Annotated in this window: 21 protein-coding genes; 8 read left to right on the forward strand and 13 right to left on the reverse strand. The window is 65.1% G+C overall.

Annotation, left to right across the window (positions count from 1 at the left end; translation table 11 throughout):
* Positions 1-2: 2 nt before the first annotated feature.
* On the reverse strand, positions 3-998 hold the full coding sequence (locus tag I2456_RS26330; RefSeq protein ID WP_174814215.1) for an NAD-dependent epimerase/dehydratase family protein: 996 nt from the start codon (positions 996-998) through the stop codon (positions 3-5).
* 112 nt (positions 999-1,110) lie between these two features.
* Here I2456_RS26330 and I2456_RS26335 point away from each other — a divergent pair, with 112 nt between their 5' ends.
* Entirely contained in the window at positions 1,111-1,962 is an 852-nt protein-coding gene (locus I2456_RS26335) for a glycosyltransferase family 2 protein (protein ID WP_241007812.1), read from the forward strand.
* 9 nt (positions 1,963-1,971) lie between these two features.
* Here the strand turns inward: I2456_RS26335 and I2456_RS26340 are convergent, their stop codons facing one another.
* Positions 1,972-3,192, reverse strand: a complete 1,221-nt coding sequence (locus tag I2456_RS26340; protein ID WP_085074690.1) for a glycosyltransferase — start codon at positions 3,190-3,192, stop codon at positions 1,972-1,974.
* 17 nt (positions 3,193-3,209) lie between these two features.
* Positions 3,210-4,202 carry a glycosyltransferase gene (locus I2456_RS26345; protein ID WP_139823222.1) on the reverse strand — a complete coding sequence of 331 codons (993 nt, stop codon included), beginning with the start codon at positions 4,200-4,202 and terminating at the stop codon, positions 3,210-3,212.
* A 312-nt stretch (positions 4,203-4,514) separates the two neighbouring features.
* Between I2456_RS26345 and I2456_RS26350 the strand changes: the two genes are divergently transcribed.
* Complete coding sequence (locus tag I2456_RS26350) at positions 4,515-5,678, forward strand: glycosyltransferase (RefSeq protein WP_085074692.1); 1,164 nt, start codon at positions 4,515-4,517, stop codon at positions 5,676-5,678.
* A gap of 21 nt (positions 5,679-5,699) precedes the next feature.
* On the opposite strand, the gene I2456_RS26355 is transcribed toward I2456_RS26350, so the two are convergent.
* The 5 genes from I2456_RS26355 to I2456_RS26375 form a co-directional block, all read right to left on the reverse strand.
* The gene (locus tag I2456_RS26355) at positions 5,700-5,897 is read right to left on the reverse strand and encodes a hypothetical protein (RefSeq protein ID WP_085074693.1); all 198 of its coding nucleotides are present in this window, start codon (positions 5,895-5,897) and stop codon (positions 5,700-5,702) included.
* 362 nt (positions 5,898-6,259) lie between these two features.
* A complete protein-coding gene (locus I2456_RS26360; RefSeq protein WP_085074694.1) occupies positions 6,260-7,315 on the reverse strand; it encodes a DNA topoisomerase IB in 1,056 nt (351 codons plus the stop codon).
* A 96-nt stretch (positions 7,316-7,411) separates the two neighbouring features.
* Positions 7,412-7,927 carry a DUF6328 family protein gene (locus I2456_RS26365; protein ID WP_085074728.1) on the reverse strand — a complete coding sequence of 172 codons (516 nt, stop codon included), beginning with the start codon at positions 7,925-7,927 and terminating at the stop codon, positions 7,412-7,414.
* Positions 7,928-8,063: 136 nt separating this feature from the next.
* Positions 8,064-8,462, reverse strand: a complete 399-nt coding sequence (locus I2456_RS26370) for a heme-binding protein (RefSeq protein WP_068034422.1) — start codon at positions 8,460-8,462, stop codon at positions 8,064-8,066.
* Positions 8,463-8,772: 310 nt separating this feature from the next.
* Positions 8,773-9,141 carry an STAS domain-containing protein gene (locus I2456_RS26375; RefSeq protein ID WP_068034420.1) on the reverse strand — a complete coding sequence of 123 codons (369 nt, stop codon included), beginning with the start codon at positions 9,139-9,141 and terminating at the stop codon, positions 8,773-8,775.
* 177 nt (positions 9,142-9,318) lie between these two features.
* Here I2456_RS26375 and I2456_RS26380 point away from each other — a divergent pair, with 177 nt between their 5' ends.
* From I2456_RS26380 to I2456_RS26405, 6 genes are read left to right on the forward strand one after another with little or no spacing between them, the layout of a single operon-like run.
* Positions 9,319-10,200, forward strand: a complete 882-nt coding sequence (locus I2456_RS26380; protein WP_068034419.1) for an STAS domain-containing protein — start codon at positions 9,319-9,321, stop codon at positions 10,198-10,200.
* Between the two features lie 31 nt (positions 10,201-10,231).
* Positions 10,232-10,621 (forward strand): STAS domain-containing protein, encoded by a 390-nt coding sequence (locus I2456_RS26385; protein WP_068034416.1) that lies wholly within the window; start codon positions 10,232-10,234, stop codon positions 10,619-10,621.
* On the forward strand, positions 10,611-11,021 hold the full coding sequence (locus I2456_RS26390) for an anti-sigma regulatory factor (protein ID WP_116645567.1): 411 nt from the start codon (positions 10,611-10,613) through the stop codon (positions 11,019-11,021). Before I2456_RS26385 ends, I2456_RS26390 begins: the two co-directional genes overlap by 11 nt.
* A gap of 4 nt (positions 11,022-11,025) precedes the next feature.
* A complete protein-coding gene (locus tag I2456_RS26395) occupies positions 11,026-11,664 on the forward strand; it encodes a SpoIIE family protein phosphatase (protein WP_068034584.1) in 639 nt (212 codons plus the stop codon).
* On the forward strand, positions 11,661-13,874 hold the full coding sequence (locus I2456_RS26400; protein WP_085074695.1) for a SpoIIE family protein phosphatase: 2,214 nt from the start codon (positions 11,661-11,663) through the stop codon (positions 13,872-13,874). Before I2456_RS26395 ends, I2456_RS26400 begins: the two co-directional genes overlap by 4 nt.
* A gap of 45 nt (positions 13,875-13,919) precedes the next feature.
* The gene (locus I2456_RS26405; RefSeq protein WP_068156454.1) at positions 13,920-14,939 is read left to right on the forward strand and encodes an iron-containing redox enzyme family protein; all 1,020 of its coding nucleotides are present in this window, start codon (positions 13,920-13,922) and stop codon (positions 14,937-14,939) included.
* Here the strand turns inward: I2456_RS26405 and I2456_RS28820 are convergent.
* From I2456_RS28820 to I2456_RS26430, 5 genes are all read right to left on the reverse strand, one after another.
* Positions 14,936-15,139, reverse strand: coding sequence for a CDGSH iron-sulfur domain-containing protein (locus tag I2456_RS28820; RefSeq protein ID WP_068034412.1), 204 nt, complete (start codon positions 15,137-15,139; stop codon positions 14,936-14,938). The genes I2456_RS26405 and I2456_RS28820 overlap by 4 nt on opposite strands.
* The gene (locus tag I2456_RS26415) at positions 15,136-15,828 is read right to left on the reverse strand and encodes a HemK2/MTQ2 family protein methyltransferase (protein ID WP_085074696.1); all 693 of its coding nucleotides are present in this window, start codon (positions 15,826-15,828) and stop codon (positions 15,136-15,138) included. The genes I2456_RS28820 and I2456_RS26415 overlap by 4 nt, the downstream gene beginning before the upstream one ends.
* Before the next feature lie 103 nt (positions 15,829-15,931).
* Positions 15,932-16,498, reverse strand: a complete 567-nt coding sequence (locus I2456_RS26420) for a type 1 glutamine amidotransferase domain-containing protein (protein ID WP_068156451.1) — start codon at positions 16,496-16,498, stop codon at positions 15,932-15,934.
* Positions 16,499-16,510: 12 nt separating this feature from the next.
* Complete coding sequence (locus tag I2456_RS26425; RefSeq protein ID WP_068156448.1) at positions 16,511-17,680, reverse strand: zinc-dependent alcohol dehydrogenase; 1,170 nt, start codon at positions 17,678-17,680, stop codon at positions 16,511-16,513.
* Positions 17,677-18,624, reverse strand: a complete 948-nt coding sequence (locus tag I2456_RS26430; protein WP_085074697.1) for an SRPBCC family protein — start codon at positions 18,622-18,624, stop codon at positions 17,677-17,679. The genes I2456_RS26425 and I2456_RS26430 overlap by 4 nt, the downstream gene beginning before the upstream one ends.
* Between the last annotated feature and the right edge of the window lie 93 nt (positions 18,625-18,717).

Genomic DNA, 18,717 nt, shown 5'->3' on the forward strand with positions numbered 1-18,717 from the left:
TCCTACCGTGCCATCTGCTCAGGCACCGAGACGAAGTCCCGGTTGACGTCGCTGGTGTCGCGGAACCACTGCAGCGTGGTTGCCAGCCCGGTCCGGTAATCGACTTGTGGTTCCCACCCCAGACGCTCGCGGGCCACGGTGATGTCGGGGCAGCGGCGCTGTGGGTCGTCTTCGGCGGCTGGGGTGAATTCGATCGGGCTGTCACTACCGGCCAGATCTCGGATGATCTCCGCAGCCGCCAGCACCGTCAACTCGATCGGGTTGCCGACATTGACCGGACCACTGAAGTCGCTGCGCGCCAGCGCAATCAGACCGGCGACCGTGTCGTCGACATAACACAACGAACGGGTCTGGGCACCACTGCCGGACACGGTCAGCGGTTCACCGGCGAGTGCCTGGCGGCAGAATGTCGGCACCATCCGGCCGTCGTCGGCACGCATGCCGGGCCCGTAGGTGTTGAAGATGCGCGCCACGCCGGCATCGACGCGGCCGAGTCGGCGATAGGCGAACACCAACGCCTCGGCGTATCGCTTGGCTTCGTCGTATACGCTACGCGGGCCCACCGGATTGACGTTGCCCCAGTAAGTTTCGCGCTGCGGATGCTGTTCGGGATCGCCGTATACCTCACTGGTCGACGCCAACACCAGCCGGCCACCACCACGCTCGGCGATCGCACACGCCGTCTCGGTGCCTGCCGACCCCACACGCAACGTCTCGATGGGTAACCGCTGGTAGTCAATCGGTGAAGCGGGTGAAGCCAGATGGAAGACGGTGTCGAAATCGGTGCCTATCGTGTCAATCACCGCCGGATCGCAAATGTTCTGCCGGACAAGGCGATAGCCCGACCGGTCGGTCATTCTGTCCGCCGCGCCGGGCAGGCTGGTGGACAAGTCGTCAACCACTACGACTTCGACATCCGAGTCGAGCAGACGACTGCACAAGTGACCGCCCAAGAACCCGGCGCCACCCGTGATAAGGACGCGCGATAACTGACGCACCGGCACTTCATACCCCGCAATTCGATACTGAAACCGAGTTTGGCGTAGGGAATCCCGGGTAGCCGATGCAATTGTGGCCACCTCCTCCGGCAACCAATCTCGAACCTCTTTCGTGATCGCGACGCGCGACCGCGCCGCGGAGTTGTCCTCCGTCTTGATACGGCTGTTGGACACCACCAAGTGTCCGATTGTGGTGGTGGACAACGACTCACATGACGATTCGGTAGCGGCCGCCACCGACATCGCCGAGCGGTCCGCGGGTCGGGTGACGGTGGTGCCGCTGGCCCGTAACGAAGGTGCGGTCGCTCGTAACATCGGTGTGGCCCACTGTGATACGCCGTATGTCGCCTTCTGCGACGACGACTCCTGGTGGTCACCGGACGCGATCGAGCTTGCCGAATCCGTCTTCGACCGATATCCGACGGTGGCGGTGCTGGCCGCCCGAACCGTGATGTGGCCCCAACAAAAGGACGATCCGTTCGTCGCTCTGCTCGCCGATAGCCCCCTCGGGCATGACCCGCAGTTGCCTGGCCCGTCGATCCTGGGCTTCCAAGCATGCTCAGCAATGGTGCGCAGGAAGGCGTTCGAAGAGGTCGGCGGGTTCAGCCCGATCCTGCACTTCCGCGGCGAAGAGGCCTTGCTGTCCTGGGATCTGGCCGCGCACGGCTGGGATCTCTGCTTCTGCGGATCGCTGGTCGCATACCACCAGCCGTCACCGACACGGCACCCGAGCAAGGTGGAGCAGGCCCGCGTTCGGCGCAATACCGCGCTCACCGCCGGCTTGCGCCGACCTGCGAGCCGATGGCTGCGGGCAAGCGCCGAGTTGGCCTGGGCGGCGGTGCGTGACCGCGCGCATGCGGCGGCTCTGCTCGAGGCACTGGCCGCAGTGCCCGCCGTCCTGCGGGAGCGACACCCACTGCCCGAGCCGGTCGAACGCTCGGTGCGACTGCTGGAAAGCCACTGAGCCACAACATTACCCAGACCGGCTGCCGGCTGCCGTCATTTCTCGCCGCGCCGGCACCACCTTTTCGTAGACGCGCTCGGTATCGGCGGCGACCCGATCCCAGGTGTAGCGGGCCTTGGCCCGCTCCCGTCCCCCGTCCCCCAGCGCCTTGCACGATTTGCGGTCTCGAAGCAGTGCGCTGATGGCCTGCGCCAGCGCATGCGGATCCTTGGGCGGCACCAGGCGGCCGGTTACACCGTCGACGACGGTGTCGCGGATGCCGCCGACCGCGGAGGCCACCACCGGCACGCCACACGCCATGGCCTCCAGCGGCACGATGCCGAACGGCTCATACCACGGTGTGCAGGCGACCACATCGGCCGAGCGCAACACCGACGGCATCTGGGCCCGACTGATGGCACCGACGAAATCGACCCGGTCCGCGACCCCGAGTCGACCGGCCAACCGCTGTAACTGCTGCGCATACGGATCGTCGGCCAACGCCGCCCGCTGCGGCCCGCCAACGATGACCAACTCGGCGTCGGGAATGTCGGGTAGGGCATGGAGGAGGGTTTCGAATCCTTTGCGCGGCACCAGCCTTCCGACCGAAACGATGCGTCCGCGATCACTGCGCGCGGCGGCCGGGCCTTCGGTACTGAACGCGTCGATGTCCACTCCACACGGCACGACTGACGTGCGGGACCGAGCGCGGCCCATGCGCACAAGTTCGAATACCTCGTCGGTGCTGGTGGCAGCAACCCAATCCACACCGCGGGCGAGCGTCGTCTCGAGGTCGACGCGGCAGTCCGGGCTGGTGTCGTCGACACCCTGGTGCAAACGCTTGACCGAACCCAGCGCATGGAAGGTCTGCACCGTAGGAATGTGATGCGGTTGGGCGGCGCGCAGCGTCGCGAGGCCGGACATCCAGAAGTGGGCGTGCGCCACGTCCGGCGTTTCCGTTGCCCAGTGGTTTTCCAAGTAGTATCCGAACGCGTACATATACTGCAGGAGTTGATCTTTGGCCAATACCCGCGCCGGGCCGGCCGGCACATGAATCACGGCGTAGCCGTGCTCGGTCTCCACCCGCTCGGGCAGGTCAGGATCATCGCGGCGAGTGTAGACCACTACGTCGTGTCCGCGTCGTGCTAGAGCCGCCGAAAGCTCTGCGACATGGACGTTTTGGCCGCCGGCATCTACGCCACCCAGATGCGCCAGCGGACTGGCGTGTTCGGAGATCATCGCGATTCTCATGCGGGCTTCCTTCGGCGTCAACTCCGCTGCTCCTCGATTACTTGGTCGATCACTTCGTCCCATTGGGTCAGAAAGCGCTTGAGACCGAAACGCGTAGTGGCGAATTCGCGAGCGGCCTTGCCGGCGGCCACAGCGGCCGCATGATCGTTGAGGAACTCACGCACTCCGCTGCCGAGCGCGCACACGTCGGCACTCACCACACCTGCCTCGGTCGGCACGACGAAGGGAGCCATCGTGGTACCCACCGCTACCACCGGCATGCCCAAGAACATCGCCTCGACCAGCGACAGCCCCAGCGAAGTCCAGCGGGCCGTGTGCAAATACACCCGGCGGCGGGCGACCTGCGTCCACAGCTGCGGGGCGGCCACATCACCACGGCCGATGACCGCGCCGTTATCTGCGCTCAGCGCTTCGGTGCCCATACCCCAGACGTCAATCTGGCCATAGGCCGACAACGGCTGCAACAAATCAGTGCCGACCGTACGGGCGCGGCGCACCGGCTCGTTGATCATGGCGGCGACCCGCGGGATGTCGCCCGTGTACAGCTGGCCCGGGTCGGCCATCCCGTGATCTATCACCTGAGTCGGCGCCGACCCGTTGTCCCACATCAGCCGGTTGAAGTCGGTGACGTGGATGAGCGGGATATCGCTTTGGTCGGCAAGTGGATGGCGACTGCGCTCGGCATGCGGGCGGGGTGCATTGTGCTCGACGTAGACAGCCGGCAAATCGACACCAGCGCGTCGACCAGCCCACTGCGCCAACAGCTCTACCTCTTCCGGGCGCTGCAGCACCACAAGATCGATGTCGCATTGCCTCAACTCTTCGAGCGCTACCTCGCGCGCGTTGGGCCACGACCGGCCGGCCAAGCCGATGCCGCCGCTGCCCCGATCGGCAGCAACCGGAATCAGATAGCGGTGCGCCCCCGCGACGAAAGCCTGTGTCCAGGAGCCATGCACATGCCACACCAGGACATTTCTGGGCGCTTTTTGGGCAGCACCAGGCTCCAACATGGCGCTCCGAATACCCTTTACGTTATTCGCTAAACGTCAACTTCAAGCGAGATCGATCCCCGGGCCTATATCGGTGCGAGGCATGGTTCCCTAGGCTGGAAAACGGTAGGGCGCTCCACCGAGCGTGGGGTGGGCGGCGCGCTGCTGCTCATGGAGGTGCTCGACTAACACCCGTGCCGGGCATTACGACAGTCGCTATGCGAAGTCTGTCCAATATACGAAGCTTAGGCGTCAGAGCGTTTCTCGCCCGCTGAGCATCGGGTATTCCCGCAGTTCGAGGCGCCCATGGTGGGTGCCTAGGAGGGAAACTCGGTGCGGATTGCGATCGTCCATGGAGATGACCTGATCGGTGATGGCTGCGAGCAGCTCGCCGCTGCGCTGGCAGGTCACGGTCACCAGGTCACCTCTTATCCGCGACGGCCCAATCACGCCTCCGCTGAAGCAGGTGCCCACCGCGACTTCGCTGTCGTCCCGATATGCGCTGGGCCGGCCACTCCGCAGTCCGCGGCGCAAGTGCTGCCGTTCGTTGGCGACTGGGCGAGCGAGTTGGCCAGTGTGTGGTCGTCGAATCCGCCCGACGTCGTGCACGGGCACGGCTGGTTGGGCGGCTTGGCCGCGCAGCTCGCGGCCCGGCGCCACGGCGCGCCGACCGTTCAGACTTTTCGTGGGCTGACCGCGATGTGGCGTCCGAGTCACGTCGATGCCTCACAAACCGAAAGAGCCCGCCTGGAGCCGCTACTGGTCCGGAATGCGACCTGGGTAACCGGGGGCAGCAGCGATGAGTTGATGACGCTGGCGCGATTGCGGCGTAACCGGGCAAAGCTATCCGTGCTATCGACCGGTGTCGACGTCTCACGGTTCAGCCCGGTTGGCCCAGCACTAGACCGAACGCACCATTATCGCATCCTGTGTTTTGGCCCAGATCTCTCTGGCGCCAACGGGTTTGACCGTACTATCCGCGCGCTACCCAAGCTTCCCGGCGCTGAGCTGGTTATCGTGGAGACGGCGCCAAGCGCCGACGGTGATACCGACCGAGCCGCATTGGCCGGCCTTGCCGCCCAACTGGGAGTACGCGACCGCGTGCACTTCTTGGGCACCGTCGCCGCTGATCAGCTGCCCATGCTGTTGCGATCGGCCGATGTCGTCGCGTGCGCGCCTCGGCAAGGGGGTGACGCGACCTCCGCCCTGCGAGCAATGGCCAGTGGGGTCGCCGTGGTCGCGGTAGCCATCGGGGCCCTGACCGACACCATCATTCACTCCGTCACCGGGCTGCTGGTTTCGCCGAACGTTCCTAGGGAGTTCGCGGACGCGTTGAAAACCCTTCAGTGTCAACCCTTTAGACGAGAAGGCATGGGCGCAGCGGGGCGGTTGCGAGCCGAGTCACGGTTCAACTGGGAACGAATCGCGCTGGACGCGCTGAATATCTACCGTCAGGCGGATTCCGTCCAGCCCCGGCAGGTGGCCAACACTGGGTAGTGCCCTGAACTTCTGCGGGGGCTACCGCCTGCTGTACACGGACAGTGGTCGACCACCGGGGTGCACGGCGTCGGTGAGCAGCGTCTGCCGTGCCATCGCATCGTCGACGATTTCTTCGGCCCAAAAACCGGAGCTTGATGTTCGAGCTTTGCGACAACTCGTCAGCAATCCGAAGGCGGCTTGGGGATCCACCCCGTAGCGCATCATCACAATGCCCATGGCTTGATTGATCCCTGCCCGCCGCGCACTGACGGCCCAGCACCGTCTGAGGAACCCGCTCTTGCACGTCGGCCTCGAACTTCTCGGTGAGGTCGGAACCTCGCCTTGGTATCGATGAGCCGGTGCCGGCAACCGAAGGCGGTTTGGAACCGGCGCACTCGATCGATCAACTCGCTCAGAACCCTTTGTCGTCGATGGGCGTGTGAGAGGAGCAAATCGGCGGTCGGCGTGAAGCTGCCCGGTTGGTAGCCGTGCATCAGCGCGCTCATCCGACCATTCTCAGCGGTCGTCGCGGGAAACCCTGTGGTCGCGATGCCCGCACAACTACTTCATAATGCGGACAGTTAAGAAAGCAGACGAACTCAGGCGGTCTTCGCCAGCGCAGGCGAGGCGGCTGATCCTTCGCCTTTGGCGACCCGGCGGATCAGCATCCGGGTCGCCTTCTCCACGATCTCCTGCGCGACATCGGGTCGACGCTCACGCTCCGCGCGGCGCACCGCACCGGCGATCGTCATGCCCCGCTCGTAACCGGTGACCACGCGGGGATCCACATACGAACCTCGAGCGACCGCCGGCGTATTGCCCAGTCCTTCGGACACCTCTTTCATCACGGCGGACTCGACCCGCTTGATCACCCGCTGGTTCACTGGTGGGTCGGCATCGGCGAACGCCGCGGCGGCCAATACCGTGCCATGCCAGGTTCGTAGATCTTTGACGCTGTAGTTTTCCCCAACCAGTTCTTTGAATCGTGCGTTGAGGTCGTCGGCTTTGACGTCCGCCCATCCGGATGCGGTGTGGCACACCAGCAGTCGCTCGGTACGGTCGGGGCGACGCAACAGCGCACGCACCGCACGGACCACTTCGGGGTCCTCGATCTCCAAGGTGCGCCGCACTCCGCTCTTGGCGGGATAGTCGAAGCCCACCGCCTTGCGGCGGATGGTGACGTGCTCACAGAGCAGCGTGGCTATTCCGTAGGACTCGTTTTCCTCGGCGTACTGCTCGCCCCCGGCGCGGAAATAGCCACGGTCCAGCAGGTGCAGCGCCAGCGCGAGCACCCGGTCACGGCTAAGACCGCGGCCGGCAAGGTCTTTGGCCACTCGGGAACGCCACGCCGGCAATTCCTTGGACATCTCGAGCACCCGGTCGAACTTCTCCTCGGCGCGCTCCTGCTGCCACGCCAGGTGATAGAGGTATTGGCGACGGCCGGCCGCGTCCGTACCGACGGCCTGGATGTGCCCGTTGGGGTAGGGGGCGATCCACACCTTCTTCCACGCCGGCGGGATGACGAGTTCTTTGATGCGTTGCAAAGTGCCCGGGTCGGTGATCAATTCACCGTCGGGACCGTAGTAGGCAAAGCCTTTGCCCCGGCGCTTGCGAGTAAGGCCGGGCTTGCTGAGCACGCTGCGACGCAGCCGCATGTCGCTCCTCGGGTCGAGCCGTCTGGGCTTCTGTCGAAGCTTGAAACGGGAGTTACCCACGCAGCCAATGCTTCACACCTGTGCACCGGCTTCGGCTCACAGACCGGGCAGCTCCACATCCTTGGTGCGCAGCAGTAACGGGACGACAAGCCAGAAGACGGCAAACATGGTCAGCGCGCAGACGCCGGCGATGACCCCCGCGACCGAGCCGGCCACTCCGTCGAAAATGATGACCGTGACCCCGGCCAACGCGAGCCCGAGCAGTACCAGGCCGGCGTAGGCGCACCGGTGCGCCGCCGACACCAGTACGGCCAGGCGGTGCCGCCGGAACAGCAGCCGGTGCATGCCGACTGGGGCGATGAGGAGCAGGGTCGCGGCCACCGAGCACCCCACGGTCACCAGGTACACCACCCGCATATCGTCACCGAGAATGTCGAACCGCTGCTGGAAGGGCAGCGTGAGCAGAAACCCGGTCAACAGCTGCACGCCGGTCTGCACCACGCGCAGTTCCTGCAACAGGCTGGTCCAGTTGCGGTCGAGCCGTTGCAGTTCGGTTTCGCCGCGCTCACGGTGGTCCCATTGCTGGTCGTTCTCCGGATGGTCGACATCCATGGCGGAGATCATTGCACGCCCACGGCCGCGGTTGGGGCCCCTGCCGGATGCCCGTCGCGAACCGCCGAAAAGCCAAACGACCCGCCACGGGAAAGTTGTGGCGGGTCGTGGCGGGTAGGCACCCAGTTGTGCTGGATCAGCCGGCCATGAACTCGTGGTAGGCCGATTCCAGGTTCGGCGGCAAGGCCGATACGTTGCACTGACGCTCGGTGTCACCGATGGGCGCCAAGATGCCGCGCAGGTCGTAGTACTCGTTTGGATGCGAGGTGAAGTAGCCGCGAAGGTTAGCCGCCGCCTCCCCGCGTGGCTGACCGTAGGCTGCCATCACCACGTCGTTGGCTCCCGGGTGCGAGGCGAGGTACTGCTGCGCCGCTCCGGTTGCCGACGAGACGGTGGCATTCACGCTTTGCTGACTGCAGTCGGGTGCCGCCGCGGCCGACGGCGCGCCGACGATTCCCAAAGCGATTCCCCCGAGCAGACATCCGGCGCTGACGCCGGCAACTCGCCGACGCGCGACGATACTGCTGAAATTCATGGTGTCTTGTTCCTCCGAATGAGCGAACTGAGCTCGATCTGATGAAAGGACTCCCGAACGTCCCGAAATCCAAAGTAGCGGAAGCGAAAACACATTCCCGGAGATGTTCGCCGATAACGAACACGGGTTTGCGCAGTTACTCGCCCCGGCGCGTGACGAATGCAACTTATGTGGCAAAACTTGTTAAATAACAGCCAAATTCGGAAGGGAAAGCTGAGAATTCTTAGGAAGGACGGCGAGTTCTTAAGAGATCGTAATCTTCGATCGTGACGGAACCGTTACCTACTTATGGCACCAACTGGCGGTATAGCTAGCGGTTGAGCTTGCCGTCGCGCACACCGGTCAGCGCGTCGTCCAGCGTCGGATAAAGCGGGAAAGTCTGATCCAGACCGGTCAGATGTATCGGGCGTCGCGTTGCCGGGCCGCGCGCCACCACGCCGAACTCGGCCGCATCACTGACCTTCTCGTACGTCGCCGCCAGGATCTTCAGGCCTACCGAGCCCAGGAATTCCACACCGGAAAGGTCGATGATGAGCGCTGCCGGATTGCCTGCCACCACGCCACCAATTGCCTCTTCGAGGGCCGGAGCGGTGACCAAGTCGATTTCGCCGCCGATACTGAGCACGGCAACTCCGTCATGGTCCGCAACGGTGGCAGTGATCGAATCAGGAGCTGACAATGGCGATCCTTCAGTCCGGGCCTCACAAAGCGGCGAGCGTGCTGCAAGCCTAACCTGCGGTGCATATCGCGAGAAGAAGACCTCAACACGTCCCACGTCGAGAATCAGGCTACTCTCCCCCATAGGAGTTGCGCCCTGCGAGCGCGTCGTGGCACTTGGGAGGCCTTGGGAGGCCAAATGTCAGATTCGACGGACTTCAACAGCATGAACGCCACGGCGACCGTTTCCAGCGAAGGTCTGCTGCCTCAGCTCGTCCAACACCTGCGCCAGAACCGCACCGCATTGCGTGAAGAGTGGGCTCGAAGAATCACCGAAGCCGAGTTGCTGACGGCGATGACGCCCGAGGAAATCTTCTCCGAGGCGACCGCTGTCTACGACAACTATGTGGAGGTGCTCGAGACCGGCAGCGTGGAAGCGCTGCAGGACTATGCGCGCGACCTGTCGGAACGGATCATTCCCCGCGGGGTGGAAACCGACGAGGTCCTGGGCATCGTCCTGCTGCTCCGCGACGTGCTGGCGCGCTCCTTGTTCGAGAAGTATCAGGCCGAGTTCGACATGCTCAACCGGGTTCTGGACGCGTACGAGCCGGCGGCCAACCGCATCGCCAACACCGTGGGCGTCAGCTTCGTCCAGGAACGTGAACGCATCATCCGCCAGCAGCAGGAGGCGATCCGCGAACTGTCCACGCCGGTGCTGCAGGTGCGCGAGCAGCTGCTGATTCTGCCGATCATCGGCGTGCTGGACAGTCAGCGTGCCCGGCAGGTCACCGAGCAACTGCTGCGCGCGATCCGCGCCAACCGCGCGAAAGTGGTGGTCATCGACATCACCGGTGTGCCGACCATCGACTCGACGGTGGCCAACCACCTGGTGCAAACGGTGGATGCCTCGGGGTTGATGGGCGCCAGCGTCATCATCACCGGCTTGTCGTCGGAGATCGCGCTGACACTGGTGACGATCGGATTGGACTTGTCGAAGATGAACGCCGTCGGTGACCTGCAGGGTGGCATCGAGGAGGCCGAGCGCCTGCTGGGCTACGAAGTCACCCGTACCGGCGACTAGCACCGGCGACCGAGACTGACCGGAGCTGCCCATGCCCGTACCGATCTTGAAACAGGGCGCGATCTTGATCGCCACTGTGCAGGCCGCACTCACCGACTCCGACACCGAGCGGCTGCGCTATGACCTGATGGAGCGGGTCAGCCGGTTTCGGGCCCAGGGCATCGTGGTCGACGTCACCGCCATCGACGTGATGGATTCGTTCGCGGCCAGGTCCTTGCGCACCATCGCGCACATGACGCGGCTGCGCGGGGCCGACACGGTGATCGTCGGCCTGCAGCCGGAGGTGGCGTTCGCGATGGTCCAGTTGGGGCTGGCCTTCGACGATATGAGTACGGCGCTCGACCTCGAGGAGGGCATCGCCCTACTGCACAAGAGGTTGGGGTTGGGCAAAACGACGATCGGGCGCGACGGTGCCGGGTGACATATTGGTCGAAATCAACAACCCCGACGACATCGTCGCCGCCCGCAGAGCCGGCCACGAACTTGCCCTCGAGCTTGGCTTCTCACTGACCGACGTCACCATGATCGCCACCGCGATCTCGGAGATCGCGCGCAACATCACCAGTTACGCCGGCCGGGGCGCGGTCCGCGTTGGCGTGGCTGACCGGGAAGGCCGCAAAGCGCTGGTCGTGCGCGCCGAGGACGAGGGCCCGGGGATCGCCGACATCGACCGTGCGATGGAGGACGGTTACACCACCGGGCGGGGCCTGGGCATGGGCCTGCCCGGTGCGCGCCGGTTGATGGATCGGTTGATCGTGGAATCCGCGCTCGGCCAGGGAACGGTCATCGAGATGTGGAAGTGGGTCCCGTCCCGTGCCTGACACCCTGCGCGACAGTGGGCGGATCGGCCCCATCGAGTGGGCGAGCGCGGGCCGGCCCCGCCCCGGCGAGCAGTCCTGCGGCGACCAGCAGGTAGCCGTCGACATCGACGGTGACGGCAGCCCGGTGGGCGCTTTGTTCGGCGTGCTCGACGGCCTCGGTCATGGCGCCGCGGCCGCGAGCGCCGCGGCAATGGCGGTGCAGACCCTGACCCGTTCGCGCGCAGAACGACTCGAGGTCCTGCTGCAGCTGTGCCATCGCGTGTTGGGCGGCACCCGAGGTGTCGCGATGACGGTAGCGCGGGTGGACTTCCAGACCAACAAGTTGAGCTGGACCGGGATCGGCAATGTCAGCGCCCACCTGGTGGCCAAATCGGCGGCCGGAACCCAGATCCGCAGCTCGGCCCGGCTGGCCGGGGGGATCGTCGGCTTCCGGATCCCCGAGATTCGGCCCGCCCAAGTGGTTCCCATCCGCCTCGGCGACCTGCTCGTGATCACCAGCGACGGCATCGGCGATGACCACCTGGACCATATTGACTTCGCGGCCTCGGCGGTCGATATCGCCGATCAGATACTCGGCAAGCACGCCAAGGAAACCGACGACGCGATGGTGCTCGCCGCGCGTCATCGCGGTATCTCGACATGACCTCCGCCGACGACTTTCACCAAAGCTACGTCGCCGCGCTGCACCGGTATCTGGCGACGCGCGACGAGGACAGCCTTGCCGTCGGCCATGAGCTTGGCCGCCGGGCGCTGCAAGACCAAATCAGCATCCTCGACATCATCGAAAACCACTTCCGCCTGATCGACGAGCGATCCAAGACCGTTGCCGGCGACGCTGACACCGCGCTCGAGTTTCTGTTGCAGACGTTGGCGACCCTTGACATCGCGACTCGCGGATTCCTCGACGGGACAAAGCGATACGCCGAAGAGCGGGCCCGCGCCGAGGGCCTGGCCGATCGCGACCGATTCCGTACCGCCGTGGTGAACTCGCTGCAGGAAGGCTTCTTCGTAGCCGACCACGACGGTACGGTCACCGAGATCAACAACGCGTTCACCGACATCCTCGGATATTCCGCGCAGGGTTTGCCGTACCGGTGGCCGCATCCCTGGTTGATGGACAAGAAGACCGCTGCCCAGCAGATGGCGGTGGTGCGCCAGATCGGCAGCGCGCAGTACGAGACGCCCATTCGCCACCATGACGGTCATCTGGCCTGGGTCGCAGTGAGCATCAACGCGGTCCGGGGCGGCGGTGCCGGTCGAGACGTGTACGTGGGCACCATCCGCGATATCACCGCCGAGCGCGCCTTCGCCGCCCGGGAAAGCGCGGTACTGCGACTGGCCACCGCTGTCGGGGTGGCCAAGAGCATGGGCGAATTATTGGAGATCACCCTCGAAGAATGCCGCGCCGCCGTGGACGTACAACGGGTGATCGCGGTTACCTGGCCCCCCGGCGACGGCGAACCGATCGTCCAAGTGGCCGGTGAACCCCACGAAACAAGCTGGCGGGCAATGGATCCGGTGTTACGCCAAGTGTTTCTCGACTCACGCCGCCAACTGCCGCTGACGGCCAGAACCGTCGAGTGGCCGGATACTCCGGGCAAGGCACGAGGCATGGTGGCAGTGCTCTCCGGCGCCGCCGACGTTGCGCTGTGGCTCGAACTGCGGGTGCCGCGCTGGGTGATCGCCGAAGATCGGCTGTTGGTGACGGTGCTGATCGGCCACTTGAGCCTGGCAGTGGGGCATGTCCGCCAATTCGAGAGCGCACGCGAAACCTCGCTGACCCTGCAGCGTGCCATGCTGCCGCCGGTGACGCCCCCGCCCGGCTTCGCCGTGCGCTACGAACCGGCGGTGCCGCCGTTGGAGATCGGCGGTGACTGGTACGACGTGCTGCCGATCGACAACCACCGGATCGGCATCGTGGTGGGTGACTGCGTGGGCCGCGGTCTGCCTGCGGCGGCGATCATGGGTCAGCTGCGCAGTTCGGCGCGCGCGTTGCTGCTCACCGGCGCCAGGCCGGCGACGCTGCTCGAACAGCTGGATGCGGCGGCGTCGTTCACGCCGGACGCCTATTGCACCACAGTGTTTTTGGCGATTCTTGACATCAGCACCGGGATGCTCGAATACAGCAACGCCGGCCATATGCCTGCCATACTCGCCGCACCCGCGGCCGACCCGACATTTCTGGACCACGCCACGTCGGTACCGCTTGCCGTGCGCCGCAACCACTCTCGGCCAGAGGGGTCGCATGCGTTGCTTCCCGATTCGACGCTCATCTTGTTCACCGACGGTTTGGTGGAACGCAAGCATGAAGACCTGAACGAGGGCCTGGCCCGGGTCGCCGAGGTGCTCGGCGACACGATGCGACTACCGGTTGACGCGGTGGCCGATGCGATGCTGGACCGGTTGGCGCCGGCGGCCGGTTTCGACGACGATGTAGCAATGGTGGTGTACCGACACGAATTAGCGCCGCTTCGCCTTGAAACCGCCGCCACGCCAGATCAATTGGTGGTGGTCCGCCGTCAGCTGACCCCCTGGCTGCGGGCCGCCGCCGTACCGCAGGAGCAAGCCTGTGACATTGTCCTGGTCATCAGCGAGGCCTGCACCAACTGCGTCGAGCACGCTTACCGCGGCAACGACACCGGAAAGATGCTGGTCGAAGTGACCGCCGCCGACGGTGAAATCCGCGCCCGCGTAGCCGATTGGGGAACCTGGAAGACACCGCCGGCCGACCCCGGCAACTCCGGGCGCGGCCTGCCGTTGATCAGGGCGATCAGTGACGCGGTCGACGTCGCCAACACGGCCGACGGGACCCGCATTGACATGGCCTTTTCCGTTTCCACGCCGCTGGACTGACCCGATGATCCCGTTTGCCGACCCGCTATCCGGGTACAAAGAACTGTGACTCGCGCATCGATTGCCGTCGACCCCGTCCTGCCTGCGGCCCACGGGCCGTTGTCGATGGCGGTACGCCGGATGCTGACCGGGACCCCGTCACAGGAGCAGTCCAGCCACGTCACCGCATCCGTGCGTGACTCCGACCCCTACGGGTTGGACCTACAACTGGCCCTGTACATGTGCTACGAGCTGCACTACCGGGGATTCGCCTCGGTCGATCCGGGCTGGGAGTGGAACCCGACCCTGTTGGCGCTGCGCGCCGAACTGGAACGGGTCTTTCTGGCCGGTGTACTTCGCGACGTGGGCCCCATCGATCCGGAGCACACCGCGGCCGCCGAAATGGAAGCGCTGACAATCGAACCCGCCGATGGCACCGGTCCGTCCTACCATCTGCGCGACACCGGAACCTGGGAGCAGATGCGCGAATACTTCGTGCACAGGTCGCTGTACCACCTCAAGGAAGCCGACCCGCACGCGTTCGCCATTCCACGGCTGACGGGTCGGGCCAAGGCGGCGTTCGTGGCGATCGAGTTCGACGAATACGGGGCCGGCCGCGGGCCGCAGATGCACCAACAGCTCTTCGCCGACCTGCTGGACGCCGCCGATCTGGATTCGACATATCTGGCGTACCTGGACGCGGTGCCCGCCGAGGCGTTGGCGGCGGTCAATCTGATGTCGCTGTTCGGCTTGCACCGTCGGTGGCGTGGTGCGGCGGTGGGGCACTTCGCGTCAACCGAGATCACGTCCCCGCCCGGATCGCGCCGCATGGTGCAGGCATTGCAGCGGATGCAAGCGCCGCCGGCCTGTATCGAGTTCTACCGCGAGCACGTCGAGGCGGACGCGGTCCACGAACACGTGGTGCGCATCGACGTGGTCGGTGATCTGGTGGCCCGCGAACCCCACCTGGAATCCGACGTCGTCTTCGGAATCCGTGCGCACGCCGCAGTGGAGAATCGCTTGGCCGATGTCCTCATGGCCGCCTGGCAGCGCGGTGAGAGCTCGTTGCGCAGACCAATTGGTTAGGCGGACTGCTGCGCCTTGACCCGGCGGCATCTGCGATGGCTGGTGTCGCACAGCGGATACTCCTGACTGCGCCGACAGGTACAGATCGCCACCATGAAGCGGTCCGATTCCACCACGGCACCGTCGGGCATCTCGATCCGCGCGGGACCGGAGACGAGCACCGGCCCGTTGGGCACCACTTGTACTCGAGTGGTGCTCACGGCTTGTCCGCCCGGATCACCACGAGCTCTTCCTCCCGGCAGCCGGGGGCTATCTGACCGGTCTCCTCGAACCACGCCGCCCGCGCCGTCATCACCGGGCCGAAAGGGATCCATTCGGAGGCAACAACATAGGTGTCCAGCCCAGTGGACCGCAGAGTATCGAGCGACCGCTGAGGACCGGCCAGCGCGGAGTGCACCAGTAGCAGAGACCCGCCGTCGGACAACAGCTTTGACGCGGTTGCGCACAGCGGATCCAGCACCATCCGCCCATCCGGGCCGGCATTCCACGCCCAGGACGGGCCTGCCGCCGACGGAATCAGGTCGGTGTCATCGACCGGCGGGGTGGGCACGTAAGGCGGGTTGGACACGACGACGTCGAACGGCCCGTACTCGATCGCCCCTTCCCAAGATCCTTGCCGCACATCGACCTCGACCCCGGCGCCCGCAGCGTTGCCGCGCGAGTAGCGCACCGCGTGTGGGCAGACATCGAAGGCGGTGACGCTCGCGCAACCCATTTCGGCGGCGGATATTGCGACGAACCCTGTGCCGGTACACAAGTCGAGCACCCTGCGCTGCGGGATAAGTCCCGAACGTCGCATTGCGTCGACGAGTAGGTGTGAGTCAGATTGCGGCTGGTACACCCGATCGGCGACCAGAGAATCACCCGGCGCTGGGTAGGTGGTCGTCACATTGAGCCTTTCTCGGCACTTGCTGGGCTGTAGCCGTGGCGAGCACGGCATGGCGTTTCTAATGCCCGCAATTTACATAGTTGAAACCCACGGATTGTGCTGGTCACGCCGAGGTCGAACCCGCTGCGGCGTGCGCCAATTGCTTGACGAGCGTTGAGCAGAAGGCCTCCAGATCCTTCGGTGAGCGGCTGGTGATGAGGTTGCCGTCGACGGCGACCTCTTCGTCCACCACATTGGCACCGGCATTGCGAAGGTCGGTGCGAATGCTCGGATACGAAGTGACCGTTCGTCCGTTCACCACGCCGGCCTCGACCAACGTCCACGGACCATGGCAGATGGCGGCGACCGGCTTGCCGGATTCGACGAAATCGCGCACGAACGAGACGGCCGAATCGTCCAGTCGCAGTTTGTCTGGGTTCACGGTGCCGCCGGGCAACACCAATCCGTCATATTCGTCGACCGAGGCGTCGGACACTGTGCGGTCCACGCTGATTTGGCCGGCCGGCTCGAGATCATGCTCACGTGCCTGGATTTCGCCTTCCTTCAGCGACAGCACCTCGATCTGGGCACCCGCTTCCTGTAACACCGTGCGGGGCTGCTCCAACTCGATCTTCTCCACACCGTCCGCGGCCAGTATGGCGATCTTCTTGCCGTCCAGTTCATTTGACATTGTCGTACTCCTCTACGGATTGAGAACAACCTTGGTGCAGTTGTCTTGCTTGTGCTTGAAGATCTCGTACCCGTGCGGCGCCTGGTCGAGTTTCAGGTGGTGGCTGATGATCACGGTCGGATCGATGTCGCCGTTGCGGATCCGTTCCAGCAGGGGACGCATGTACCGCTGCACATGGCATTGGCCGGTCTTGACGGTCAGTGAGCGATTCATCAACGAGCCGATGGGAAACTTGTCCATCAGTCCACCGTAGACGCCGACGATGGACACGGTGCCGCCGTTGCGGCAGGCCATGATCGCTTCCCGAATCGCATGTGGCCGTTCGGTTTCCAGCCGCATCGCCTGCTTAACCCGGTCGTAGGCGTCCACCACCGTCACGCCGTTGCGGGCTTCCATACCGGCGGCGTCGATGCAGTGGTCGGGCCCGCGGCCGGCGGTGATGTCTTGCAGTTCGGCCAGCACCGACGTTTCCTCGAAGTTCAGCGGTGTCGCGCCGAGCTTGCGGGCAAGGTCCAGTCGGTACGGCACCCGGTCGATGGCAACGACTTTGGCCGCGCCCAACAGGTAGGCGCTCATGATGGCGAACAACCCGACCGGACCGGCGCCCCACACGGCGACGATGTCGGTGGGCTTGATGTCACACATCTCCGCGCCCATGTAACCGGTGGGCAGGATGTCGGACAAGAACAGCGCCTGGTCGTCGGTGAGATCATCGTCGATCTTCAGCGGTCCCACGTCGGCGAAGGGCACCCGCGCGTATTCGGCTTGGCCACCGGCGAATCCGCCCAGCATGTGCGAATAGCCGAACAAGCCGGCCGGCGAATGGCCCATGAACTTCTCGGCGATGCCGGCGTTGGGATTGGAGTTCTCGCATAGCGAGTACAGGTCGCGCTCGCATGCCGAACAAGCTCCACAGGCAATGGGGAACGGCACCACGACCCGATCGCCGACCGCCAAATTGGTCACCGCCTTGCCGACTTCCACGACCTCGCCCATGAATTCATGCCCGAGCACATCGCCGTGCTTCACCGTCGGGATGTAGCCGTCGTAGAGGTGTAGGTCCGAACCGCAGATGGCGGTCGAGGTGACGCGGACAATGGCGTCGCGGTCGTTGAGGATGGTGGGGTCCGGAACCGTTTGTACCTCAACACTATTGCGCCCGGTATAGACGTTGGCCTTCATTTCTGCGCTCCTTCGCCTGCCGGTTGCGCCTTCTGCTGATGCATCTGCCGGAATGCGACGGTCCCGTCCGGTGAACCGTCGGAACGCAGTACTTGGCCAGTTTCCATGATCTGCTTGAAGCGGCGCAGGTCGTCGTTGACCTGCTGGTCGGGCGACTCACCCAGTAGCGTTGCCGCGGCTTTGCCCAGCGCGCCGCCCGGCAGGTGATAGCCGATCATCACCCGGACCTCGGTACCTTCCCCCGAGGCGTCGGGCCGGAACTCGACGCTGCCGCCATTCTCAATTCCCGAGCCCGGCAATGACTGCCACGCGATGCGTTGGTTCGGTTCGTCCTCGGTGATCTGCGCATCCCAGTGCACGGGCTGCCCGACCGGCGATTTGGCCACCCAGTGCGAACGGCCGTCCGGGCCGGCCGAGACCGACTCCAGGTGGTACATGAAGCTGGGCAGGTTTTCCAGATTGCGCCAGAAACCGTAGACGTCCTGCGGTGAGCGCCGTACGGTGACAGCGGCGCGCAAGGTGTGGTGACGGGTGGCTCCCGCGTGGCGGCCTCCCCCCGCCGCGCCACCAGAGCCTGTGGTGCGCAGCGCGGCGTACAGATCGGCGGCGCCGATGGCGGTCAGGGCGACCGCGGTGATGGTGCCCCGCCTGCGCCGGCCCCGCCCGCGCCGGACCACACCGGCCGCAAGCATCGCGACGTCGAGCACGTCGCCGGCCACGCGGGTCCACACCAACTTTTCCGACCCGAGCAACAGCGCTGTGCCGTGGCCGCATTCGCGCACTCCCAGCACGCGCGTCACCAGACGAGACCGCTGCGTGTCGTCCACGCCGGCCAGCGCGGTGACTTTTCCGGGCGCCAGCACCTCGGTGAGGCCGAGGCCCAGACTGGCCACGCCAAGCCCTTTCACCAGCTTCGTCGTCGTGCTCGCCCCAGTGTCATTCATTTATAAGCTCCTTGCGCTGCCGGACACTCGCCGACGACAACTCCGGCGGTCTCACTCGATCCGGGTCGTGGTCCAGGCCCAGCCGTCCTTCGT

It is taken from the genome of Mycobacterium kubicae, from assembly GCF_015689175.1.
In the GTDB taxonomy this organism is placed as follows: Bacteria; Actinomycetota; Actinomycetes; order Mycobacteriales; family Mycobacteriaceae; genus Mycobacterium; species Mycobacterium kubicae.